The following is a 24,282-nucleotide window of genomic DNA, read 5'->3' on the forward strand; positions in this document are numbered from 1 at the left end:
ATCCTTTGCTGCATCTTCATTAACACGGTATTTCACAATTTTTTTAATGAGCAAAAAGGGTAAAGGCCGTGCCAGTGGAAACTGAATAGCGCCTTTGGAGGTTTTGTATTGTTCTAAATCTTTTTTAAAAATAAGGATGGGGTTTGGCGTAGGGTAAAACCCAATATGTTCTTTGCAAACCGCATAATATACCAGCATTTTATTTTGCTTAAACGCAGGCATGCCATAGCTGATGGTTTCTGTTGCCCCTGGCGCTGCTTGCATTATTGCTTTGCGGAGTAGCTGCAATATGGCCTGAATATTTTTGGAAAATTGTGCATGGTAGGCATCAATATCTCTCCATTTTAAAGCAGATTTGTTCATATAAACTTGTTATAAATTCTCTGGGTACTTATTGGCTCTTAATAAAAGTACACTTAAATTTAAATAGAACATGTTTTCCTTTGGGCATAATTTAGTTATAGCTTGGGGTAGTTTATATTTATACGTTGTAAATAACCAGTGATGCACAAAAAAGTAAATAATTGAACTGCAACCTAAAAACAATAATTAGTAACAAATCCAATGGTTACTTTGGCTTAGGAATATTATTTATTGCTTCCGGGCCATATTGCATGCTGTATATCACCACAGCTATCGCTACTAATACCAATAACAAAATATAAGCTAATAGTACAAGGCCAAGAATAACTAACACCTTTAAATATACGGCTTTTACAGGCTTATCTTTATAAAATTCTTTAAAAAACAAGCCCAAAATAACAGGAACCAGTAAAATTGAATATTGGGCAATTGCCAGCATTATTGCCGGAGCGCTATGCCTGAAAATATACATTGCCGGGTAAATAATAATTATACTGATGAGTGTGTAGTACGACAAAATGTAAGCGTTCATTACAATATGCTCATAATAATTATGGCCCCATTTTTTAAATGCAATTTTGGTAGTGAGCGCAAAAAAAGGAATGAGGGAGAGCATGATTAAAGTAGTATAGCTTGAAAAAAATGCCAAAATATCGGCTGTAGCCTTTGCGCCTATGTTTCTTTCTTTGTAAAATGCGGCCATTATTTCTGTAAAACCCAAAACTTTGTACGTTATAAAAGTGGCAATACCACTTAATACAAAAGCAAGTAAAATGGGTTTGTAATGGTTTACCCTGTTGCCTTCTACAAATTCCCTTGCCGTTTTACCAGGGTTTTTGAGGATACTTTTTATGGAATAAAAAAGGCCTTTATTGGTATGCAGTACGCTGTATTGTATTTCATCCCAAATATATTTTTTGTCAATTCTTTTGTATTTTTTTTGGCCACAGTGGCTACAAAAATTTCCGGCAATTGGTTCGTTACAGTTTTTACAGTTTTCGGCCATAGTTTTTATTTCAGGTTATTGGATTGTATTTTACCTAATTAAAAGTAATGAAAAAATGTTGCAACATTTAGATGGCTGTACTTTGAATTTTTGAATAATTTGATTCCGCAATATATTTTATAATTGTGCTTCATGCCACCCATAATCATAAAGGGTAAACTTAATTTGTTCCTTTTAGCTCTTCGGTAAAAAATTTGTTCCACTTGGCTTGCTGCACTTTGTTTTTTGAATGATCGGTTTCTTTGTCGTAATTTAAAGTAAGTTCACTGTATTTATTTGTGGTGCTTTTAAATAGGTTACTTAGTAATTGCGAAAAGTTAGATTTAGTGAATTTTGTTTGTTTAAATTTTTCCATAATTTCCCTTATACACAATATCCCAATATTAAAATGCCCTTGTTCATGTACCAATAGTTCATCACTAACCTCATCTTTTATCGCCCAGCTTTTTTTAGGATCTAGTTCCAATATCACTTCATACCCATTAATAATTGCAGTGTCACCTACAAATGAAATGCCTTCAATTTTTGTTTTGTACCTGAAAGAAGTAAAAGCTTTAAAGGGTGTGCTTTTGTCTGCTTTACCGGTAAAATCGTCCCAGGTTAATTTTCCATTTGATTCTTGCCCGTTTACTATAATCTTTTGGCTAAATAAATTCAGGCTGATTAAAAGAGTAAAAAACTGAATTAATATTTTGCTGCTTTTCAAATTATTGAATTTAGTAAATGTGCAAACTTGTGATAACCGATGCAATATTAGTAAAAAATCTATAGGATTATAAGCTGGTAATTTTTTTCTTTGTTGCCAGTATAGAAAAAACCATTGGTATTTTATTTCCTAAATGTTCAATCCGGAATTTTTTAGGCTCAAATTCTATGGTTTTATTGAAGCAGTTGTAGGGCGAATAATCATATTCATCAAACGCATTTATTTCAAGGCCGTTGTTGATTAAGCTATTCAGTACTTCACTTGTGCCGTGGTTCCAGTTTACATATTCCAGTTTTATATTGGCATTTTTATCGGCATAAGTGCCGCTTTCTGTTTCTGTAATGGCGCCTGAATTAAAATAACGGTAATCAATTTTTTCAAAATTATCGTCAAACATCCAAACTATCGGATGAAATTCTACAAAAACAAATTGTCCGCCCGGTTTTAGGTATTGCGATATAATATTTGCCCATTTGCCTAAATGGGGCAGCCAGCCAATAGTGCCATAGCTTGTAAATACAATATCAAATTGCTGGTTTAAAAACTTGGGTAAATCATAAATATTGCAGCAAATAAAATTTGTGTTTTCATTAGTTTCTTTTGCAATTTGCCGGGCGGCTTCTATGGCTTTGTCCGATAAATCTACGCCGGTAACCTTGGCGCCAAGCCTGCTGAGGGAAATACTGTCCTGCCCAAAATGGCATTGTAAATGAAGTATTGATTTGCCCTCAATATTGCCCAGTAAGTTTAGTTCAATATCATTTAATGAAGTTTGGCCATTTAAAAAGTTTTCCTGGTCGTAAAACTCCGATTTTAAATGTACAGCAGTCTTTTTATTCCAGGATTTTTTGTTGATCTCAATATAATTGGGGTTATTGCTCATTGTTTGCTTTCTATTTTTCTTTTGAGTTTTTTTGCCATTTTTATAGAATGGTTTAAAGAGTTAATATTGTTCCAATCACTATGAGAAATTATTATATAATTAGGGTTTCGGTACTTTTTCTTTACTCTTTTTAATGTAGATTCATATTCGGCCTTATTTGCATCTCCCAAAAATCCCAAATTTTCGGCATCGGCGCCTTTTATTAAACAACCGCCGTACAAAATTTTTTCCCGGGCAAACCATAGTACAATATTATCTGCCGTATGTGCCTGGCCGGGATAATATGTTTCAAAAGTATAATTCCCAACATTGAAAACGGTATCTTTTGTCATTAAAAATTCTGCCCTTGGCTTTCCGTTCTTTTTGCTCCATTCGTCGGTAAGTTCTGTAGTGTAAGTTTTAATACCCAGTTGCCGGTAGTATTCCAGCCCTGCAGTTTTATCGCTATGCCAATGGGTAGCAATACACAGGGTTACAGGCTGTTTGTGTTTATATTGAATGCTGTCTAAAAGTGGTTGAAACTGCGTGGTATCCCAGGGTGAGTCAAACAGTACAATACCATTATTAGTAACGAGGTACATGCCATTAGCCGGCACAGGGTTGCCTTCGTAAATATTGTAGGTTGTGTAAATATAAAAATCACCGGTAAGTGGCGAAATTTTAAGCTTTTGTGCAGTTGGTTGCCCAATTATTTTTATAAAAGGGAGAAAAAAACAGGTGATGAGAAAAATTATACGCAATTCAGATATGGTTTGATTGGTAAAAGTATGCTTTTTAAGAAAATTATTTATTGGATGCTTCGTTTTGCATCAAAGTATATAAAATGCAATGGGTTGCTATTTAAAATATGGATTTACCGGGTAAGTTTTGTAATTACAAAATTAGTAGTACAACAGGGCCGGGCCCTGTTTGAAGGGTTGTTTTCACATTGCCACTTAGCATTACGTTCAGGTAGGTACCTGAAATTCCACCGGCAAATTGCAAGGGTTTATCTTAGTGTCAATAGCACTTTGTTCTACTATATAAAAGGCACCGCCGGGAAGTTGTTTTATTGTTGCCGGCTTATTGTTTATTTGCCAGTACGTAGTTGCGTTTGGAAAACAATCCGTAACCGGCTTATCTGCTTTTTTACAGGAATAAAGTATGTTTAAGAAGAGTGCAATAGTTATAAAAAAAATATAGGCTCTTTTCTACATGAGTAGTTTTCGTTTTTTAAAGGACAGCTGTATTTAGGGGCTCGTAGCTTTAGGAAGCAGGATATTTTGCAGGCAACATTTAAGAATGGTAAAAAGGCTGGGAGATTATTTCTGCCAAAAATAATGTACTCGTTTACTGTTTCTGAAAACAAAGTGTGTTTTTTGTGGTCCTGATATTGAGTTTTTCGCAGTTTTCAAAGTAATAACCCTGTGCACTACATATATTATCTACAAATTCTTTTCCCCAGGCTGTTTCCATAACTTTTGTAATGTTTAGAGCCGGAATTGATAATTCCTGGTTTTGTCCAATAAAATAAGTAGTTACCCAAATATCGTTGGTAGGAGTGTTGCCAATAAATGTGCCTTCGGTAGCGCTTGAAGCAGTAAATATTATAGCAACATCGCCGGGTATTGAATCCGGTTTAATAAAAGCAAAACCGGAGATGTTATCGGTTACCTTTATCATTCTCCATTTACCCTCAAAAGAAGTGGGAGCAGGGCCGCAATTGTCGTGTTTTGTACAGGAAAGTTGAAACAAGGCTATTACAGAAATAAAAATAAATATTTGTTTCATAAAATTTTATTTAATTACGATATATACTTTGCCGGAAAGATGGCTAATACCCACGGTACAAATTTGAGATTCGGTAAACTGCAAATGTCCACAAAATTTCCTACACACCACATTTTTTTCAAATTTTTTTCATGGCTCTTATTAAGTGATTCCATGCATATTGTATCGCTTTTTGCTGCACAGGCTGCGTTTTATATCACAAAAAAAATAAAATATTCACTTAAATATTACATTTTTGTTTTGAACCCATTATTTTTGCCGCAATGAAGTTAAACGCTTTTGCCTTGATGCTTATATTTATGTCGTTTGTAACATTACCTTCTATATTAAGTAATGTGTGCAAAGATGTGGATATGTCCAGTGTTTTCAACTTTGCCGAAGAAAAAGAAGAGAAGCATAAAAGCGGTGCCGAGCAAAATGGCGAGTTTGCCTCTTCCTTCTATAATATCGAGTTTTATAACCAGGAGATAGGATTTATAACTGCCAATTTTTTGTTCTGGTATAAAAATTCCAGTCTCGAAATCTTCCTGCCGCCACCCAACCAGCATCTAGTGTAGGCTACACAGTTTTTATTGCTGTGCTGCATTTGGATTGATTTCTTTCAATCCTTACTTGCTATGTATTAACGATACATGCAGTGCAAAATTTTTTTACAACTTTTTTAATCTTTATGACAAAAAATAAAATTTTTGCCCACCTGAAGTTTGATTTTTCTTCTGGTTTAGTGGTGTTTTTAATTGCGCTTCCTTTATGCCTGGGTATTGCTATGGCTTCGGGTGCGCCATTATTTTCGGGAATTATTTCGGGTATAATTGGTGGCTTGGTTGTAGGCAGTATTTCTAATTCACCTATTAGTGTTTCCGGCCCGGCTGCGGGCTTGTCGGCTATTGTGCTTGCAGCAATTGCCTCGCTGGGTTCTTTTGAAGTTTTTTTAACTGCGGTGTTCCTTGCAGGTTTATTGCAGCTTGTGCTGGGCTTTTTAAAGGCTGGTGCAATCTCCAATTATTTTCCCAATAATGTTATTGAGGGTATGCTTGCCGGCATTGGCATTATTATTTTCTTAAAGCAAATACCCAAAGCGTTAGGCTCGGATATTGAAGTGGGCAGCGGCTTTGATATATTTATAGATTTAGCAAAATCATTTACACAAATTCAGCCGGGTGTTATTGTAATTGCAGCTGTATCGCTTGGCATACTTATTCTTTGGGAAAAAATAAATTTTCTAAAAAAATTAAAATTGTTCCCGGCAGCATTGTTTGCCGTAATTGCTGGAACGGCATTAAACGAATTGTTTAAGGCCACAGGCAGTTCGCTGGCTATTGTATCTGGCAATTACCTGGTTAATTTACCTGAGGTTTCCAGTTTTGCAGCGTTAGGAAATATTTTTATACTGCCATCATTTTTTGATTTTTCAAATGGGTTTTCTAATTCTGGCTTAATGAATAAAGAAGTATGGACCGTGGCTTTTACCATTGCCATAGTGGCTTCGGTGGAAACCCTGTTATGTATTGAAGCATCGGACAGGCTTGATCCTCAAAAAAGACTTACCGATACCAACCTGGAACTTAAAGCGCAGGGCGCAGGAAATATTGTGAGTTCAATACTCGGTGGGTTGCCCATTACTTCAGTAGCGGTTCGATCTTCTGCCAATGCCAATGCAGGCGCAAAATCAAAATTATCCACTATTACACATGGAGCCTTATTATTACTAAGTGTACTTTCTGTCCCTTTTTTATTAAATAAAATTCCGCTGGCTTCGCTGGCCGCTATACTTATTGTTATTGGCTATAAATTGGCCAAACCTGCAGTGTTTAAACATTTTTACCATAGGGGTAAATACCAGTTTATTCCATTTATCATTACGGTAGTTGCCGTTGTGTTTAAAGATTTATTAATTGCTGTGGCACTGGGCATGGTAATTAGTATTTTTTCTATTCTTAGAGGAAATATGAAAAGGGCTTATTATTTCCGCAAAGAAGAATATGAAGATGGGGATATTATCCATATTCACCTGGCGCAGGAAGTATCTTTTTTAAATAAAGCGGCCATACTCTTTACGCTGGATGCAATACCGGAAAATTCCAAAGTAATCGTCAATGCTTCCGATACCGTTTATATAGCCCACGATATTTTAGACAGTTTAAGGGAATATAAAACCATAAGAGCGCCACTAAAAAATGTAGATGTAACTCTCCTGGGTTTTAAAGAAGAATACAACCTGGAAAATACCAATACCGATATACGCCAGGTTTCCTTTGAACATGCTTTGCTCATGAAACACCGAAACCGGATGAAAACATCCAGCCAGGTAATTGACGAAATGAAATCAATAGGCTTTGAATAAAACAGAAATAAAAATAAATGACTCTGTTTTTTTGGATAACCAGCAATATTTTTTTGTAAACTATAAATTAATAAATTATGCCTGATTTTTATAACAATATTATTGAAAACAACAGAAAATGGGTGGAAGCCAACCTGGCCAGCGACCCCGATTTTTTTAACCACTTAAAAGATGCGCAAAGCCCGCCGTTATTATGGATTGGCTGCTCTGACAGCCGGGTGCCCGCCAATGAAATTATTGGCGCACAGCCTGGTGAAGTTTTTGTGCACAGGAATATTGCCAATATGGTGATACATACCGATATGAACATGCTGAGTGTATTGGATTACTCCGTAAATGTGTTAAAAGTAAAACACATTATTGTATGCGGCCATTATGGCTGCGGTGGCGTAAAAGCTGCAATGGGTAATACACCTGTAGGCATTATTGATAACTGGATACGGCATATAAAAGACAGTTATCGCTTTCGTAAAAATGAAATTGAATCCATAACCGATGAAAAAGAAAAATTTGACCGCTTTGTGGAATGGAATACCAAGCAGCAGGTACTTAATTTGGCCGTAACTTCTATTGTACAGCAGGCATGGAGCAAAGGGCAGGCATTGGCCATACACGGCTGGGTTTACGGCCTCGATACCGGGTTAATAAAAGATTTAAATGTAACCTTTAGTTCGCATGACGATATAAGGAACAACAGCGTGTATAAATTAGATTTTGAGTAAAGTAAGAACCATTCCTGAATAGAAATACGTAGCCTTTGGTTGCGTATTTCTATTTGCTGCGAAAGAATTATTATTTGTTGAAAAAAATATAAACAATGCCAGCTTTTCCCAATTTTATTACAAGTCAGCTTTCGCTTTTTCTTTTATAATAGCATTATTGATACGGTCAAAATATATTAATGTAACAAAACAATTAATCATGTTGTCATGGTCAATTGATAATTGGATTTCACCCTTATCAATATTCCAGGTTGAAGAATATTTGCAATTGTCAAACTTAACTTCATACATTCTTCTTCCATCATCATGTGGCTGAGTAAAAGAGTCAAAAGTTTCTGTTTCTTCGGATGGCCGGCCATATTTTTCAATTAACATCTTTTTTAAATCAAAATAATTGCCTGAAAGTGTTGACCAGGTTTCTCTATTAGAAAAAATTACAGCAATTTTATACACTAAATCTTTTTGTTTTAATGTAGCAACAGCAATAATGCATTCTTTATAGCCTGCAAAGTCCCCAGTTAGCATGGCTATGCCATCTTCAGATTTTAAAATCCTAAACCCGTTTAGTTTCATTTTGTAAACATATTCTGCAAGGGTTCCGTTAATTGGCACTCCTTTAAAATTAAGGTGCTCGGGTGGCTGGCTGTAGGCAAACAAATGACAAGCAAATAGAAATACAATTGCTATAAAAAATTTTGTTTTCATAATAAATGTTTTATGGAAATATGTACATAAAGTGAGTAAAAAAGATTTACTAAATGGTGGAAGCATCCTTATTGCTAAAAATATGCAACATTTGTAAAATCTCAAAAAATAAATTTATTTGAATCTCTGCTTTTTTACTCCTAATGCTAAGGAGTGTAAAGTTTGGCGTAGTAATCGTTTATTGTTTATTTACTATTTCTTCCATTCGTTTTGTGGTTATCCTTAAAGCCAAAGCCTGGGAATCGGAGCGTAAATAATAAAATTTACCGTTCGGCATAATAAATATTGAATTACCGCAATGGCAACATTCGTTGAATAAAAGTGCAAAAAGAAACCTGCTGCTATCAATGATAATATGGTGGTTTCACTTTATAATTTTGTTTACGTTTTCACCTGGTGCTCTAATGTTAAAATAACTGATATTCTTTCTTGTTTTAACATTGTTTTCTGCTCCAGCATTTATTCTTTTTATTCCAGCTAAGATGGTATGTTTGCTGTTCTGGTCAAATATTCTATCAACAATAACTACTGTTATAATTGCATTTAATAATTATTGTGTCACTTAGTGTATTGCTTATTATTGAAAGGAATGTTTTTAATTTGGCCAGTGTAGTATCATTTAAATTGCCGGATGAAATATTATTCTTATTACTACAACCGTTTGTAATATTTGTAACACTACAGCTTTCAATAATAGAAAAGGGTATAAATAAGAGAAGAAAATTTGAAAAGAATATTCTCATTAAATTCCCCGTGGGTTATTTTTAAAATGCCTGCTTTAAAATAGAATAAGCATAAGGATACTGCAGGTTATTTTATAGCCACATATTTCAGCCTTATTACTCCTTCATCCACCGGCTGATCTATAATTAAAGTGGTTGCAGTTAACTCACTAACAAAATTTACCTGCATTGTGCTGATGCAGTTGCTGTTTATATAAAGCGAATCAGTTTGATATTGAAAATTTCCGGTACAAACACGGTAATCCCCGTTTTTATCTTCTTTTTGTATAAACTGACCGTTGTTTTTAAATTCACGGGTATGGGAATTGTCTGTAGTAATTTTTGTCCAGGTAAAATTACCGCCGTTAAAATAGCCATCATATACCTCTTTGTACTGCCATTTTCCATAAATGCCATTATTTTTAATAACATTTTCTTTATTACAAGATGTACAAACAGCCAGTAAAACTAATGTGGACAGTAAAAAAATTATTTTCATAATAGTAGGGTTTTAGTAAAAAAGAGATGACAACAATAGCTTGTTTTTTGCTGCATTAAATGCCTGGTAATTTTAAATACCTCAGTAAAAGTATGAATATTTTAACTTAAATATTTATTCTGCCTGCATTAAAAAGTTAATAATATTGCACTCCATTCTATAATCTGCCGGGATGTTTCCTTGAAAAAGTAGCAAATTGTTCCCGCCTGAAAGCATTGCCAGCTCTGCTAAAAATGTATTGGATATATTGGCAACAGCAGTATAGAGGTGAGGCGAAATATCTTTTAATATTTTTTCAAAAAGGAGATAGTATTTTTTTAGATCTTCAATATGAGTTACCGGCTATAAAAACAAGTGTACTTCATTAAATAGTATTGCATAAACATCTGGGTAAAACGTAAATTTTTTGGAAGAAAAGCAGGGATGATAAATATGCTTTGGGTTGAACAAAATTTTGGTTACTGTCAATGTTTTTTTCATAAAAAAGTACAGCAATTTTTACTGTTATAGTGAAGTATCAAACAATTTTTAACCTATTATTAATCAAGTGGGTAATTATTTTTGCCCTTGAGTATTAAGCAATTTCCAAAATCCACTGCATTTTTGAAGGTTTTTAATAAAAGCAGCTTCACTGTTATTATACTGTAGCATGAACACGTTTGCCAGATCTTTTTTCTCTTTTAACGAAAGGCTGTTATTTTTATCTGCCAAAAGGTATAGTAGGGAAAGGGTTTCGTTTTTTGCGGTAAGTTGAAATTGCGTTTTTAGTTTTTGATATCCATTTTGGATTGCTGCTTTGCGGTTGCTATTAAAATGCTTATTGATATAATTGCTTATAAGAGTGCTAATTTCCGGGGCAAAAAATGCCGGAGTATTATTTTTATTTAGGTGAAGTGAAACCGGGCCAGCAGTAAATTTTTTTAGAATATTTACAGGAGTGCGGTATTTTTTGTCTGTATTGATCTTTTTCCATTCTGTTTTTGAAAGTACATTTATATCAGTTTGCACAGGCCTGAAACCAAGACGATAATAAAACCAAAAGGCACCACTCTTTAAACCTTCCGGGTTTCCTTTGCCAAACTGGTAGGGATTTACATAAAAGTAACTTACTTTAAAATTTTGATGATACAGGCGAAGTACCTGGCAAAACATCCATGCCGATTCGCCCTTGCGAAATGCAGGATATATATTTACCCCAATTTTACAACTAGTGCCCAATATCCAACCGCCGCCATAAGAAACCGGAATACCATTTTTAAACGCCATATAACCAATATAACTTTCAAGAGAAAGCCTCCTGTCTTTTTTCAAATACACTAATGCAATGCTAAAGCCACGGCCCATGTTAAACAATTGTACGGCCTGCTCATCTGCAAAAGTAACCGGGTCGGTTTCCCGGCTTAAGAGCGCCAGTGAAGTTTTTAGTGTATCACAAAGTTGCCCTTTTTGCTCTGTTGTAAGTTTAACCGGGAGATTTATTTTTTTATTGAGTACCCATTTAGTATTAATTTGGTTTATAGATTTTTTCTGATAATAAATATTTTCGGTGCTAAACTTTAAGAATGTTCGGCTGTATTGAGGATTAGTTATTTTCCATTGTACAAAAACCTGTAGCTGCCTGAACATTTCTTCCTTAATGTTTAAGGGCAAATTACTTTCATCAATAGCCCTCAATAGCCAGTTTAATTGTGCCTGCTTGTTTTTGATTGCTGATATTGTGGCAATTCTTTGCCCCAGTTTCATTTCATCCTGTGTGGTTTTTTCAAACTCTGCAAAAGGGCAGATGAGTTGAAGTATATTTCTTACTGTATCTGCGTCTGCAAATGAGGAGTGCAAGCTTACTGCTTGTGTAAATTTTTGGCTTAACCATTTTGTAAGGCTAAAGCTATAGCTGCAAATTAGTTCTGTATTTATTATTCCATCGCCACTAAGCACATTATATAAGGCCGGGCTTGATTGCTTTACAGCTAAAGCAACCCTTTTTAACTCTTTGTTTACTGCACTGTGTATTTTTGGGCTATAAGGAAATGCGCTCAAAAACAATAGCTGCTCATGATATTCTTTTATAAATAGCGGCCGTGTTAATAGTATTTGGGATAACAGCTCCAACACCCTTAGTAAAGTTGAAGGATCAGGCGCTTGTTTTAATTGCAATAGTAGTTTTATGCCGGTTAGTTTTTTCATAGTACAATGTTACAAAGCGTAGCAATGTTCGGGCATGATTATTGTCAGTAGAAATAGCGCTTTAATAATGGCTCGTTGTACTTTATTTTCTATTTACTATTTTGTTTGCAAACCATATATACATTGCTGCAATTAGGTAAAAGAATAGGGCCATGCCCAAACAGTTAATGGTTACTTTCTTTAAACCCAAACCGGGTACATCTAAAAATGGATAAGGATAAAAGTTTGAATAGTGGCCACGAATTAATACAAATGCCAGGTAAAGTAGGGGAAAAACCAGCCAGTATTTGATTTGGCTGTAAGGTAATTTGTTTGTTTTAATATGGAGGAACCAAAAAATGATTACCAATAGCGGGTTTAGTGAATGGAGCGTTTCATCTGCTACTTTTTGCATTCCTGCCGGGTTCCAGGTTTGCCTTAATAAGAATTGATAAACTAACCCAACAATGGTAATGTACACGGTAATAGCAGATAATGTTCCAAAACTGAATTGAATATTTTCTTTATGTATTAAAAAATCGTAAGTTAGATAAGTAAAATATACTGCCACAATGGTATTGGATAAAATAGTAAAATAACTAAAGAACCGGATAGAAGTTTCAAAAACCGAATGTGTGCTATTTGCAAGCATTAAATAATATTGTGTAACTACTGCCAGCAAAGAAAAAAGTGCAATACAAAGCATTAATCCTTTCTTCATTGTTTATTGAATATTAGTTGGCTTTTGCAAAAAAGATTAATACATTGTATGACTTGTAAAAATAAATTACTGAACATTCGTAGTATTCAATTTGCCATTATTATAGATGAACCCATATTATATTGCAAGATAAAGAATAGCAGTTTCAATGATTGTTTTTTCAATGATGATGGCTTACCGTTGCTAAAATATGGTGTTACCAAAATAAGAAAAAAGGACAAAAAAATTGCAAACCCATTTTAAATACATGAAGTTAATTATTTCAATAACGGGAAATGCTTTCCTGTTTTTGTAAAGTTTATATAAATTCAGGATTGGAAGAAAATAGAGAAACAATTAATTTTTGAAATAATCACTTGCCTGTATCAGTTGCTTTTTACAAATTTTAAGGTTAATATCCTTGGGATTGGTGCTTCGGGGCCATCAAAAAATTCATTTACCTCAATCAGCGGCAATAAATATTTTTTTGCACTATTTGTAAATTCAGAAATATGATGGGTGTAACAATTTATGTCCAGTTCAACTTTTTCATTTTTAAATTTAGCTTTGGAGCCTGTGTATTGTTTAAAAGGATGAAGCTCGCCAATGTAGAGCGTTCCGCCGGGTTTTAGCCGCTCTGAAATAAGTCTCATAATTCTGTTAATGTTTTCTATATGCTCTAATACCAAGCTGCAAACAATGAGGTCGAACTGCTCATGCGTAAAATCCCAGTCAGCATTTATATCGGTTTTAATAAATTGTACATTTTGGTTGCTCCCTTTGTTTCTTGCAACAGCCAGCATTTCTTCAGATAAATCAACAGCCAGTATTTTTTTACCTTTGGTTTTGAGCCACTCCGTATTTTTACCGGTGCCGCAGCCTATTTCAAGGCAATTTTCAAATTGAATTTTTCCCAGCATTTCCCTTAGTGCTATTGCTTCAAGGTCTCTTGTTTTATTTTCATTGCTGTCGTATTGTTCCGACCATTGGTTATATGCTCCTTCTACACTCATGGTTTTGTTTTTGTTGTTGGGATTATTTCCTTTAAAATTTCATTGGCATTTTTGTCATAGTACGTACAGGTCATTTTATCTATAGAAACCATCCATTTTTCTACGCCATATTTTGCACTGTCCATGCAAAATGTTTGAAAATCGGTTTTACCCTGCTGATGCGCTTTGAGCCGGGTTATAAATTGTCCGGCATTTGCAGCAGTACATACGGTTAATAGTTTATACAATCCCGGGGAAGAAATTTTGTAGCCATTCAATCCGTAATAATCCGTATGTCCATCTGTTACAAATGTTTCATACTGCGTTATGCCCAGGCTTTTTAAATTCTGTATAAAGTCAGGAAAGTCTACTCCCGATTTTACTTTACTGTGTATTGCTTTTATTTGATCTAAAGTGAACAATATATTGCTGTTTGCTGAATTATTTGATAGCATTGCATTTAAAAAATCACTCCGGTTCCAGCATAATAGGTTCTCCTATTGGGTGCTTTGCCTTATACCTAAAACCCAATAACCGGGCAATGGTTTGTGCAAATTGTTTTTGATACAATTGCATGGAGGTTTTTATTTCGCCCTTGGCTTTTATGCCTGGGCCCATTACAGCAAACCATATTTCATTGCTGCCAGCAATTTCATTGTTATGGCTGGTCCATTCTGACTTTTTTTTATCACCACGGCCATGATCTACCGTAATCAATAAGGCTGTTTTGTTTTTATATTGCGGATCGGTTTGTACAAACTCCCAAATTTTTTTTATCCATGCATCCACCTGCTTCGCAGCATCAAGGTAAAAACGGTATTGGCCTGCATGCGCCCATTCATCGGTTTCGCCGTAGGCAATATATAATACCCTGGGTTTATTTTTTTTTAGGTATTCCATTGCACCATATTGTGTAAAAACATCCAGGCATTCTTCTTTATGCCAGGGTTTGTAAGCATCCTGCATCATGGCATTTATGAGTTGTTCATTTTTTGTGGAGTTTTTTCCACCTAATGCATCGTAAGCAGAAAATACCGGAATGCCGCTTCTTTGTTCGTTCAAAATCCTGTCGAATGCATCCCAGGCGCCAAATGCCGCAATTTTACCTTTAAAATTTTTTTGTTCATTTAAAAATTCAAGTACCGTTTTATTTGGGTTGGGCTTGTAATCATTACTGTTTACCAGGGTATCCGGGTAGCCCGTAAATATTTCGTTATAGCCGGGATATGAAAACCAGTAAGGGTTTGCCACATCTACCTTATTATCAAAAGCCCGGTTACCATAAACCTGCCCCTGGGTTTCAATGGTATTCCATAAAAAAGGCATCAGCAATTTGCGCCTTTCATTTGCATTGCTGCTCCAGTAATTTTTATAAAGGTAGGCACTATCGTATTGGATAAATTTGGGGTTATGGGCAATGGCCGTATCCATACCGTTAAATACTTCCTGCCAGCGCAGTCCATCGGTTGTAATAAGGATGATGTTTTCAATTTTGCTTTGTGCAAATAATGTTGTATTAAAATTTACATAAATAGCAACCAACAGGCAAAGAATAGCTTTCTTCATCTTAAAATATTTTGCTTAAAGTACAAATATTTTTTGAAAAAAATTACTTGTTTTTATTTTGCCAGTAAGACTGTAAAAGGTTATTTAAAACTGGTATTAACTAATAGGGTTCAAAGCTAAGGTACAAAGCGCAGGGCATTTATGCGTCATTTAAAGGAAAGTATGCAATAACCGTTACGTGGGAATAAGTTTAATTGAAAATGCCTGAATTATTAGGGGTAAATATTTTTCCCTTGGTAAGATATTACTGAATAAGTATGGTATCCATTAAATAATTATTATCCCATTGTAAAAATTTTAAATAATATGTGCCGGGTTGGGATGCTTTAAAATTATACAATATCTGCCCGGGTACTAAAGCCTGCGTACAAACGCATCCTTCATATTTAGCAATAACTTTAATGCTGGCCGTATTCTCATTTAAATCCTCTTCAATATCCCAAAATTTGCCGCAACCATTTATACAAAAATAATCAACTGTAAAAGGAATTTCCTGATTCACCATTCCAGAGTTGGGGCCATCAACTTTGGTAACCGGTGCAGGAATGTAGCTAATGCAACTGTCGTTCTCTTTTTTAGTGCAACTGTAAAGTAGAAGAATAAGCAACCCCAAGTTGGCTATATTATTAAAAGAGTTTTTTATCATAGCTATCCTTTTTAGTAAGACAATAATTTGAAGAGGAATGATGCTTCAGCTTTGTGAATAAAATGTCTATTGCTTTTAAAGCCTAATGCAATATTTTAACATCTTCAAATAAAATCTTAAAACAAAGAGTATGAAAAAATTAATTACAGAATTTATCGGCACTTTTTTTTTGATACTTACCATTGGAATGGCCGTACTGGGCGGAGCCGGCAATTTGGCTCCTGTTGCCATTGGCCTGGCTTTAATGGTGATGGTGTATGCAGGCGGCCATATTTCCGGGGCGCATTTTAACCCTGCTGTAACGTTGGGTATATTAATAAGGGGAAAAATAACCGTTGCCGATGCTGTGCCTTACATGATTGTGCAGTTTGTTGCTGCGGCTATAGCTGCATTTGTGGTTCAATACCTGGTGGGTGCTGATAAAATTTTGGCAAATGCTGCAGCCGCAAACCCCAATGCAGTAAAAGCACTGGTGGCTGAGTTGCTCGGTACTTTTGCTTTAATTTTTGTTGTGCTTAATGTGGCTACTGCAAAAGCAACGGCCGGTAATAATTATTTTGGTATGGCTATTGGGCTTACCGTTACGGCAATGGCTTATGCTTTAGGCGGTATTTCCGGCGGGGCTTTTAACCCGGCTGTAGCCTTAGCTATAAGTATAATGAAGATGGCACAATGGGCCGATATTTGGTTTTACCTGATTGGCGCATTTGGCGGTGCTGTGCTGGCAGCCTTTTTGTTTAAATATTGCAACCCGGAGGATAATTAACAGAAGTATAATATTTTTTCTCCTAATGAATCTTTAGCGGTTTGTACTGCTTCCGGCATCGGTAATAAATTCTAAAATATCGCCAGGCTGGCAGTTTAAGGCTTTGCATATAGATTCTAAAGTGCTAAAGCGTATGGCTTTTGCCTTACCTGTTTTTAAAATGGAAAGATTGGATAAAGTTAAATTAACTTTTTCTGAAAGCTCATTAAGCGAAATTTTTCGTTTCGCCATCATCACATCTAAATTTACTATAATCGGCATAGCTTATACTGTTAAATCATTTTCATTTTGGAGTTCAATTCCTTTTTTGAATATTGCTGCAATTACAAAAATTACCGCAGCCATCAAAATAAATGCTTCACTGTCAACCCAAAAACGGTTAAGCACACTGGTTTCAAAACCATAATGCTGAACGCTTTTTGCAACCTGCCTGGCAATTAAACTTATAATGCCTATTGCAAACGTGCAATAGCTAAGTTGGGTAATTTGTTCCGATGTAAAATTGCTGAAGGGTTTACCAAGATTTAGTTTGCTCAATAATTTAATTACAATATAAAATAAATTCACTTTTAAGAGCGCAACAAAAAGTATAAAACCGTACATACCAAAAAACACCCATTTGCTTTGGTTGTACATAGCGCTTAGGTCAAGCTTTTCATAAAGCTTTGATACAAATTGCGGGTTGTAAATACTAAAAATAAAATTTACCAGCAGGCCACCGGCTTCAATACAAAGGCCCACAAATATGATCCATGCAACTATATGCAGGCCTTTAAATACTAGGTTTTTACTGTTTGACATAACTGCTATTGCTTTTTAAATGATTGTACAAAGATAAATAAAATTATTGATAGACAATAAATATTTTATAGAAAACATAAAATATTTGTCTATAAATGTATTTGCTTTTGATAAATGGCTTAATATGAGTTATTTGTAGCTAAAAAAAATCCGGGCATGAGTAAATGCCCGGGATGTTAAAGATTGAGTTTTTTATTTGTTAATGCTGGCCTTTATATCTTGCATCGTAATCTACCATCCATTCTATTCCGTATTTATCCCGAAACATACCAAAATACGTACCCCAGGGACTGTCGCTAATAGGCATTTCTACTTTGCCGCCTGCCGAAAGGCCGTTAAATATTTTGTCTGCTTCTTCTTTGCTTTCTGCACTTATTGAAATTTTGCTCCTGTTTTCATTTTCATTTTGTCTTCCCATACTTTCGGGTGTGTCGCTTGCCATAAGCAAACTGTGCTTGCCAATGGGTAATGCAATATGTGCAATATTATTTGCTTCTTTTTCCGGAACGGGGAATTCGGGGCTCGAAAAATCTTTAAATCGGGCAATCATTGCAAACTCACCGCCAAAAACCGATTGGTAAAATGTAAATGCTTCTTCGGCATTGCCGTTGAAGTGAATGTAAGGATTGATTTGTGCCATGGTATTTATTTTAAATGATAAAATTATTTTTCTTCCAATTTTGTTTTCAGCATTTCCATTAATTGCTTTTGGTCTTCCTCCTGGCTTTGGGCTTTTTCATCGGTACAGGTTTGTGTAAAAGAAACGCTGGTGGCGCCGGCATTTATCTCATTCAATGTGTATCGCTCCTTTATAATTCCGGCTAATTGTTCCGGGTAATCAAATGTAATTTCCTTATTTTCCATTTTTGATTCAATAATACCTTTGAAAATCATTTTTTCTCCTTTGTATTCCAGTATTTCCCCTTTTTTATCAAAGCAGGTAAATACTACCGGGCTGTTCTGCAGCCAATCGGTTTCTACCTTTAGCCAGTCAAGCCAGGCCTTCATACCCTCGGTAGTACTAAGGGCTTTCCATACTGCTTGTATGGGCGCCAAAATTTCGATAGTGATTGTTGAGGTTTTCATGATTTAAGTTTTTATGCGAATAGTTTTTAATTTATTACTCCAGCTCTTCACAATTAAATTGATAGGCGCTGAGCAGGTTTGTAATTTTCAAAACAATATTTTTTTCACAGTCAATGCGTAAAATTTTGACGCTGTTGTCAAGGTCAAAGTTTCTTTTAGCAATGGGTAGCAGGTTATCATTTAACAACATTAGTTTCTTAATGTGCAATTTTGTATTAACCGATGTTTTATAACGTATTTCATTTTTTAGATAAAGTTGACAGTAAACCCTCCAGGTTTTTCAAACTAGAGGTAAAACCATGCTTAAAGCCTTCGAGTAAACTTTCCATGCGTTCAAAGGATTCATTAAAAATGCTAATACTTACTTTTGTTTTGTTGCCGACTTGGCTGAAATGGTAATCCCATTGAGAGCCCGGCAGTTGTGGGTTCTCATCTTTGTCTGCAAAAGCATTATACATTTTAAAATTGCTCTTTGGAGTAATGGAAGTATATTCCTGTATGGACCAACGCTCTATTCCATCGGGGCTTACCATGGCATAAAATCTTTTGCCGCCTACTTTAAAATCCTGGTATTTTGTTTTAGAAGTCATGGGTTTAGGTGCTCCCCATTGGTCAAGTAATTCTGCTTTGGTAAATGCATCCCATACCAGGTTCTGCGATGCAGCAAACTCCCGGATGATATAAACTGTTTTTGCAACTTTATCAACGGTAAAATCAAATAATAAATGATTTTCCATTTTGTAATTTTTAGTTATTGTATTTATTGATCAGTTAGCTTTTTCCCTATTTGAATGATTGGTCAAGCTTAATTGCTTCTTTTAATAATTTTTTAATGGGCCGTTCATCTATTTCATCAGCTTTGTAATATATTTTATAAAAAATTTGTTTGTTGCTGCCATGGGTTAAAAAATTATCTTTGTCGGCTAATTTATTGCCATACCATAATCCTAATAATACCCCCGATTTTATGCCGCCCCTGGGAACGGTGGCCGGCCATACAATGCAAATGCCTTTATTTCCATAAAAGAAGGGAACATTAAATGAAATTTTTTCTTTGCAGTAGCCAGGCAGCGTTTCTAAAATTATTTGTCGTAATACATCGGTAATAATTCTCTCCTCTTCGGGAAGTAAAGTAAAAAGCTCAACAATATTTTTTATTTTCATTTCTGCAAACTTTATCATTACCGTTTAGTATTGAATCCCCAAAGCATCATTAGCCTTTTTTTTGCCTTTTAATGTTTGCTAAAACATGGTCGAGTTGGTTAAAGCGTGTTTCCCAAAGTTTCCGGTATTGGGCCAGCCATTTATCAAGTTCTTTCAATTTTTCAATTTTTAGGGAGTAATAAATTTCCCTGCCCTGCTGTTCTTGTTTTACCATTTCGCACTCGGTGAGTATGCGTAAATGTTTTGAAACTGCCTGCCTGCTGGCATGAAAGTTTTCGGCAATGGCATTGGGCGTCATGGCCTGTAGTGCAATAAGGGCAATAATGGCACGTCTTGTAGGGTCAGCTATTGCCTGAAAAATATCTCTTCTCAATTTTTGATTGGGTTTATTAATGAAACTGTTTGGTTGCAAATATAAATGCAACATTTCGGTTTCGCAAAATTTATTTTTAATCTATTGATTATCATTGTCATGATTTGAATATAACATCTGTAAATTTTATTTTAAAGAGCCGTTAAACTTTTTTTAACAAAAAATGTCAATAGTTGGTTGCCTTACATTTAAAATTATCTGCCATGGATAGAAGATCTTTTCTTACGGCAAAAATGCCAAAAGCTATAAATCCTATTAAGCATAACCCTTACCAGGGAGCCCGGGTATTAAGCGGATTGATGCCCTACAGTGGTACATGGACTTCTACAGAAATTATACATCTTTTACGGCGAACCATGTTTGGTGCAAAAAAAGAAGATGTAGATTTTTTTGGCACAATGACGGTAGAAGCAGCAGTAGATTATTTATTAAATGTACCCATCTCTCAACCCATACCTCCATTAAAAACTTACAATAATTCAAATACTCCCGGCGACCCCGATGCCTCAATTGCACAGGGAAGTACCTGGGTAAATACCAATACTACCGATGGAGGCATTAATGCCCAACGCCGCCAGAATTTTAAAGCCTGGTGGATGGGACTTATGATTCACCAGGAAAGAAACATCCGGGAGAAAATGGTAATGTTCTGGCACAATCATTTTGCAACAGAAACCACCGATATTGGAAGAGCAATATGGTGTTACCAAAACAACCTTACCCTGCGTACCCATGCCGTAGGTAATTTTAAAACTTTTGTAAAGGCTATTACTTTGGATACCGGCATGCTCCGTTACCTGAATGGATATTTAAATACCAAAACAGCGCCCGATGAAAATTATGCACGGGAACTGCAGGAATTATTTACCGTAGGTAAAGGCATTGATGGCGCTACATCACCCTATAGCGAAGATGATGTAAAAGCAGCCGCTAAAGTTTTAACCGGCTGGAATGTGGATGGCGCCAATAATGTAACCATTTTTAATACCAACAGGCATGATGTAACCAATAAAACATTTTCGGCATTTTATGGCAATACTATAATAACTGGGCAGGCTGGTAACAACGGCGGCAACCTGGAGCTGGATGCATTGCTCGATATGATTTTTGCTACGCCGGATGTGGCCTTAAATATTTGCCGTAAACTTTACCGTTGGTTTGTTTATTATAATATTGATGCAGCAGCCGAAACAAATGTAATTGAACCGCTGGCTACCATTTTCCGCAATTCCGGATACAATATTAAAACAACGCTGGCAACACTCTTTAAAAGCGAACATTTTTTTGACAGCTTGAACAAAGGATGCAATATTAAAAACCCCATTGATAATATTGTAGCAATTTGCCGTGAATTTTCCATTCAATTTCCGGTAGATACCGATGTAACCGGAAATTATTTTATGTGGCAATATGTACAAGGCGTTGGCTCGGGCTTGCAACAAAATATTGGCGACCCGCCTGCAGTGGCCGGCTGGCCTGCATATTATCAGCGGCCTCAGTTTCACGAAATTTGGATCAATAGCGATACGTTACCCAAGCGGCAACAGTTTGCAGATGTAATGAACAGTACAGGTTATACCCGGCAAGGCCGTAAAATTATTATTGATCACAGCATCTTTGCAAACACTATGCCCAACCCCGGCGATCCGAATGCATTGATTGAAGACTCGGTAAAATTTTTATTGGGGCTGCCGCTCATTCAATCCAGCAGAGATCAAATAAAAAGTGATATCCTGCTTACCGGCCAAATTTCTGATGGGTACTGGACCAGCGCATGGAACACTTTTATCAGCAACCCGGGAGATATGATGAATACCACGGTGGTAAAAACCAGGCTGGCCAATTTATATATGTACCTCATGCGTCTGCCCGAGTACCAATTAAGTTAAACGTTATCATCTTTAAAAAACAGTTGCATATACGGCAAATAAATAACGGGTTATGAAAAGAAGAAAATTTTTGAGAGCAGGATTGGGTACTGCGTTGTTACCCACAGTAATCAATGGCTTTTCTTTAAAAGCTTTTGCAGCAGAAAGCCCATTAGCCAGGCTTTTAGGCGCCACCGATAATGACCATGTACTGGTGATTGTGCAATTAAATGGCGGAAACGATGGTTTAAATACTGTAATTCCCATTGATCAATACAGCAACTATTATAATGCAAGAACCAATGTGGCCATTGCCGAAAATAAAATATTGCAACTTGATGCCATTACCAATACAGGATTGCACCCGGCCATGGCTGGCATGCAGGCCATGTATAACGAAGGTAAGTTGGGCATTGTACAAGCAGTGGGTTATCCGCAGCCCAATTTTTCGCATTTTAGAGCAACAGATATTTGGATGACCGCATCAAACAGCAACGAAGTAATTACCAGTGGATGGGGCGGCCGGTTCCTCGATTTTGAATTTCCCAATTTTCCCATTGGCTATCCCAATAGCGATATGACAGATCCGTTGGGTATACAAATTGGCTCTGTAACTTCTACAGTATTTCAAGGGCCAAGCGTAAGTATGGGTATGAGCATTACCGATCCTACTAGTTTTTATAACCTCATTAATGGCGTAGAAGACCCTGCGCCCAATACACCTGCAGGCAATGAATTAAAATACATCAGGCTGGTAGCTATGCAAACTAATTTATATGCCGATGTGGTAAAAGATGCTGCCCTGAGTGTAACACAGCAGAGCGCTTATCCTAATAATAATTCGCTTGCCGATCAATTAAAAATTGTTGCCCGGCTTATAAAAGGGGGATTAAAAACAAAAATTTACATGGTAAGCTATACCGGCTTCGATACGCACTCCTTGCAGGTAGATAGCAATGATACCAGTATTGGCAGGCATGCAACTTTGTTAGCTAATGTAAGTGGTGCCATTGCTGCTTTTCAGGCAGACCTTAAATACCTGGATATTGAAGACAGGGTGATGGGCCTTACTTTTAGTGAATTTGGCAGGCGCATTAAAAGCAATAGCAGCAGTGGTACCGACCATGGAAGTGCAGCGCCACTTTTTGTATTTGGCAAAAAAGCAAAGCAAATGGTATTGGGCAACACACCCGATTTACCCGCAAATGCAACCAGCAACGATAATATACCCATGCAATATGATTTCAGGAGCGTGTATGCAACCATGCTGCAGGACTGGCTTTGTGTAGATGGCAACAACCTGCAGCAAATTATGTTGCAAAACTTCCAGGTGTTGCCACTTATTGAAGCAAGCGCCTGTAACCCTGCAATACCCAACACATCGGGTACCAGCCTGGTAGATAATTATCCCAACCCGTTTACCATAAATACTACCATCCGCTTTACAACAACTGGTGGCCATACTTTAATACAAATTATGAATACACTCGGGCAGGTAATAGCCACTCTGGTGGACAAAGAATTTGCTACAGCAGGAAATTATACCGTAAACTGGAATAATACTCCGCCAGCGGCAGGTATTTATTATGTACGTCTGCAAAACGGGCCGGTACAGCAGGTAAAGGCAATGCTTAAGGTAAAATGATTTTTTTTACAATAATTGTTTTTGCAGGAATGATCCAATGAGTATTTTATAACTTAATCATCCTTTGGGTTTTGAAATTGCAGAAAATTCAAAAACATTTGATGGTTTAAATTATAGTACGTTTCTGTAACGTAAAAATGGTGGCTTCCTATAATTGAAAATCCTGCTTTAAGATAAAAATCTATTGCTTTTTTATTCTCAATCCAGGTATATAACCACATCCCCATTTGGTTATTTTTTCTTGAAAATTCAATATTAAAGTTCAAAAGTTTCATTCCCAGTTTTAAGCCCTGAAACTCCTGGAGTAAATAAATACGGTCCAACTTGGTAACGTTTTGTGCGGCAATATTTGGGTGAGTTGCGTTAAATATTATTTTGGAAAACCCAACCGGGTTATTGTTATAGCTAATTATGTGGTAAATATTATTGAAGTCGGTTAGCTCCTTAGTAATTGCCTCGTTATTATAATTTTTAGCCAGGTAGGCATCCATATCTTCTGTTGAAGCGCCGCCTTTATGTGCTTCACCTACTGATATATTGCCAATTTGTACAATTGTATTATAATCTTTTACTGTTGCCTTTTTTATAGAAATCATTGAAACCTGTTTAATTATTTTGTATATTACTACTATTGATTTTGTAAAAATATTAATTTATGGCAGAAAATTTTTGTGAATGTTTCCAAAACAGGCTTGCGTACAGCTAATAGATGTTCACACTTTAAAATAATAATACCTGGTAGTTTGTATCCTTTTATCATCCACATAAACATTGGTTTCTAATAGCGTTTTA

General features: G+C 35.9%; 28 protein-coding genes and 1 pseudogene. 6 read left to right on the forward strand and 23 right to left on the reverse strand.

Annotated features, from left to right (window positions below):
• The 6 genes and pseudogenes from IPO46_09220 to IPO46_09245 all read right to left on the reverse strand — a co-directional run bounded on the left by IPO46_09220 (position 1) and on the right by IPO46_09245 (position 4,728).
• Positions 1–363: pseudogene (locus IPO46_09220) on the reverse strand (DUF1801 domain-containing protein).
• Between the two features lie 205 nt (positions 364–568).
• Positions 569–1,369 carry a DUF3667 domain-containing protein gene (locus IPO46_09225; protein QQS62302.1) on the reverse strand — a complete coding sequence of 267 codons (801 nt, stop codon included), beginning with the start codon at positions 1,367–1,369 and terminating at the stop codon, positions 569–571.
• A gap of 160 nt (positions 1,370–1,529) precedes the next feature.
• Positions 1,530–2,075: a DUF922 domain-containing protein gene (locus IPO46_09230; GenBank protein ID QQS62303.1), complete on the reverse strand. Its 546-nt coding sequence runs from the start codon at positions 2,073–2,075 to the stop codon at positions 1,530–1,532.
• 67 nt (positions 2,076–2,142) lie between these two features.
• A complete protein-coding gene (locus IPO46_09235; GenBank protein QQS62304.1) occupies positions 2,143–2,958 on the reverse strand; it encodes a class I SAM-dependent methyltransferase in 816 nt (271 codons plus the stop codon).
• The gene (gene bla / locus IPO46_09240; GenBank protein QQS62305.1) at positions 2,955–3,698 is read right to left on the reverse strand and encodes a BlaB/IND/MUS family subclass B1 metallo-beta-lactamase; all 744 of its coding nucleotides are present in this window, start codon (positions 3,696–3,698) and stop codon (positions 2,955–2,957) included. The genes IPO46_09235 and bla overlap by 4 nt, the downstream gene beginning before the upstream one ends.
• A 589-nt stretch (positions 3,699–4,287) precedes the next feature.
• Positions 4,288–4,728, reverse strand: coding sequence for a hypothetical protein (locus IPO46_09245; protein QQS62306.1), 441 nt, complete (start codon positions 4,726–4,728; stop codon positions 4,288–4,290).
• Between the two features lie 299 nt (positions 4,729–5,027).
• Here IPO46_09245 and IPO46_09250 point away from each other — a divergent pair, with 299 nt between their 5' ends.
• The 3 genes from IPO46_09250 (at position 5,028) to IPO46_09260 (ending at position 7,794) form a co-directional block, all read left to right on the forward strand.
• Positions 5,028–5,285 carry a hypothetical protein gene (locus IPO46_09250; GenBank protein ID QQS62307.1) on the forward strand — a complete coding sequence of 86 codons (258 nt, stop codon included), beginning with the start codon at positions 5,028–5,030 and terminating at the stop codon, positions 5,283–5,285.
• Between the two features lie 113 nt (positions 5,286–5,398).
• Entirely contained in the window at positions 5,399–7,072 is a 1,674-nt protein-coding gene (locus IPO46_09255; protein ID QQS62308.1) for a SulP family inorganic anion transporter, read from the forward strand.
• 77 nt (positions 7,073–7,149) lie between these two features.
• A complete protein-coding gene (locus tag IPO46_09260) occupies positions 7,150–7,794 on the forward strand; it encodes a carbonic anhydrase (protein ID QQS62309.1) in 645 nt (214 codons plus the stop codon).
• Positions 7,795–7,911: 117 nt separating this feature from the next.
• Here IPO46_09260 and IPO46_09265 read toward each other — a convergent pair whose 3' ends face one another.
• From IPO46_09265 to IPO46_09300, 8 genes are all read right to left on the reverse strand, one after another.
• Positions 7,912–8,499: a hypothetical protein gene (locus IPO46_09265; GenBank protein ID QQS62310.1), complete on the reverse strand. Its 588-nt coding sequence runs from the start codon at positions 8,497–8,499 to the stop codon at positions 7,912–7,914.
• An 810-nt stretch (positions 8,500–9,309) separates the two neighbouring features.
• A complete protein-coding gene (locus IPO46_09270; GenBank protein ID QQS62311.1) occupies positions 9,310–9,720 on the reverse strand; it encodes a hypothetical protein in 411 nt (136 codons plus the stop codon).
• A gap of 555 nt (positions 9,721–10,275) precedes the next feature.
• Entirely contained in the window at positions 10,276–11,904 is a 1,629-nt protein-coding gene (locus IPO46_09275) for a hypothetical protein (GenBank protein ID QQS62312.1), read from the reverse strand.
• Between the two features lie 82 nt (positions 11,905–11,986).
• Entirely contained in the window at positions 11,987–12,604 is a 618-nt protein-coding gene (locus tag IPO46_09280) for a Pr6Pr family membrane protein (protein ID QQS62313.1), read from the reverse strand.
• Between the two features lie 365 nt (positions 12,605–12,969).
• Positions 12,970–13,596 carry a class I SAM-dependent methyltransferase gene (locus IPO46_09285; protein ID QQS62314.1) on the reverse strand — a complete coding sequence of 209 codons (627 nt, stop codon included), beginning with the start codon at positions 13,594–13,596 and terminating at the stop codon, positions 12,970–12,972.
• Positions 13,593–13,997, reverse strand: coding sequence for a DUF1398 domain-containing protein (locus IPO46_09290; protein ID QQS62315.1), 405 nt, complete (start codon positions 13,995–13,997; stop codon positions 13,593–13,595). The genes IPO46_09285 and IPO46_09290 overlap by 4 nt, the downstream gene beginning before the upstream one ends.
• Before the next feature lie 46 nt (positions 13,998–14,043).
• The gene (locus tag IPO46_09295; protein ID QQS62316.1) at positions 14,044–15,141 is read right to left on the reverse strand and encodes a phosphoglyceromutase; all 1,098 of its coding nucleotides are present in this window, start codon (positions 15,139–15,141) and stop codon (positions 14,044–14,046) included.
• A gap of 244 nt (positions 15,142–15,385) precedes the next feature.
• Positions 15,386–15,787, reverse strand: coding sequence for a hypothetical protein (locus tag IPO46_09300; protein ID QQS62317.1), 402 nt, complete (start codon positions 15,785–15,787; stop codon positions 15,386–15,388).
• Between the two features lie 130 nt (positions 15,788–15,917).
• Between IPO46_09300 and IPO46_09305 the strand changes: the two genes are divergently transcribed.
• Positions 15,918–16,553, forward strand: a complete 636-nt coding sequence (locus IPO46_09305) for an aquaporin (GenBank protein ID QQS62318.1) — start codon at positions 15,918–15,920, stop codon at positions 16,551–16,553.
• Between the two features lie 33 nt (positions 16,554–16,586).
• Here the strand turns inward: IPO46_09305 and IPO46_09310 are convergent, their stop codons facing one another.
• From IPO46_09310 to IPO46_09345, 8 genes are all read right to left on the reverse strand, one after another.
• Positions 16,587–16,814: a helix-turn-helix transcriptional regulator gene (locus IPO46_09310; GenBank protein QQS62319.1), complete on the reverse strand. Its 228-nt coding sequence runs from the start codon at positions 16,812–16,814 to the stop codon at positions 16,587–16,589.
• A gap of 3 nt (positions 16,815–16,817) precedes the next feature.
• Positions 16,818–17,354: a DUF2975 domain-containing protein gene (locus IPO46_09315; protein ID QQS62320.1), complete on the reverse strand. Its 537-nt coding sequence runs from the start codon at positions 17,352–17,354 to the stop codon at positions 16,818–16,820.
• A 199-nt stretch (positions 17,355–17,553) separates the two neighbouring features.
• The gene (locus tag IPO46_09320; GenBank protein ID QQS62321.1) at positions 17,554–17,994 is read right to left on the reverse strand and encodes a VOC family protein; all 441 of its coding nucleotides are present in this window, start codon (positions 17,992–17,994) and stop codon (positions 17,554–17,556) included.
• 23 nt (positions 17,995–18,017) lie between these two features.
• Positions 18,018–18,440 (reverse strand): SRPBCC domain-containing protein, encoded by a 423-nt coding sequence (locus IPO46_09325; protein ID QQS62322.1) that lies wholly within the window; start codon positions 18,438–18,440, stop codon positions 18,018–18,020.
• A gap of 34 nt (positions 18,441–18,474) precedes the next feature.
• Positions 18,475–18,630, reverse strand: coding sequence for a hypothetical protein (locus IPO46_09330; GenBank protein QQS62323.1), 156 nt, complete (start codon positions 18,628–18,630; stop codon positions 18,475–18,477).
• 49 nt (positions 18,631–18,679) lie between these two features.
• Positions 18,680–19,177: an SRPBCC domain-containing protein gene (locus IPO46_09335; GenBank protein ID QQS62324.1), complete on the reverse strand. Its 498-nt coding sequence runs from the start codon at positions 19,175–19,177 to the stop codon at positions 18,680–18,682.
• Positions 19,178–19,223: 46 nt separating this feature from the next.
• Entirely contained in the window at positions 19,224–19,622 is a 399-nt protein-coding gene (locus IPO46_09340) for a DUF1801 domain-containing protein (protein QQS62325.1), read from the reverse strand.
• 31 nt (positions 19,623–19,653) lie between these two features.
• Positions 19,654–19,977, reverse strand: coding sequence for a winged helix-turn-helix transcriptional regulator (locus tag IPO46_09345; protein QQS64367.1), 324 nt, complete (start codon positions 19,975–19,977; stop codon positions 19,654–19,656).
• 203 nt (positions 19,978–20,180) lie between these two features.
• Between IPO46_09345 and IPO46_09350 the strand changes: the two genes are divergently transcribed.
• A complete protein-coding gene (locus tag IPO46_09350; GenBank protein QQS62326.1) occupies positions 20,181–21,866 on the forward strand; it encodes a DUF1800 domain-containing protein in 1,686 nt (561 codons plus the stop codon).
• A 52-nt stretch (positions 21,867–21,918) separates the two neighbouring features.
• A complete protein-coding gene (locus tag IPO46_09355) occupies positions 21,919–23,490 on the forward strand; it encodes a DUF1501 domain-containing protein (protein ID QQS62327.1) in 1,572 nt (523 codons plus the stop codon).
• 53 nt (positions 23,491–23,543) lie between these two features.
• Here the strand turns inward: IPO46_09355 and IPO46_09360 are convergent, their stop codons facing one another.
• Positions 23,544–24,086, reverse strand: coding sequence for a GNAT family N-acetyltransferase (locus tag IPO46_09360; protein QQS62328.1), 543 nt, complete (start codon positions 24,084–24,086; stop codon positions 23,544–23,546).
• Positions 24,087–24,282: the final 196 nt, after the last annotated feature.

The organism is Chitinophagaceae bacterium, from assembly GCA_016699815.1.
Taxonomy (GTDB): domain Bacteria; phylum Bacteroidota; class Bacteroidia; order Chitinophagales; family Chitinophagaceae; genus Ferruginibacter.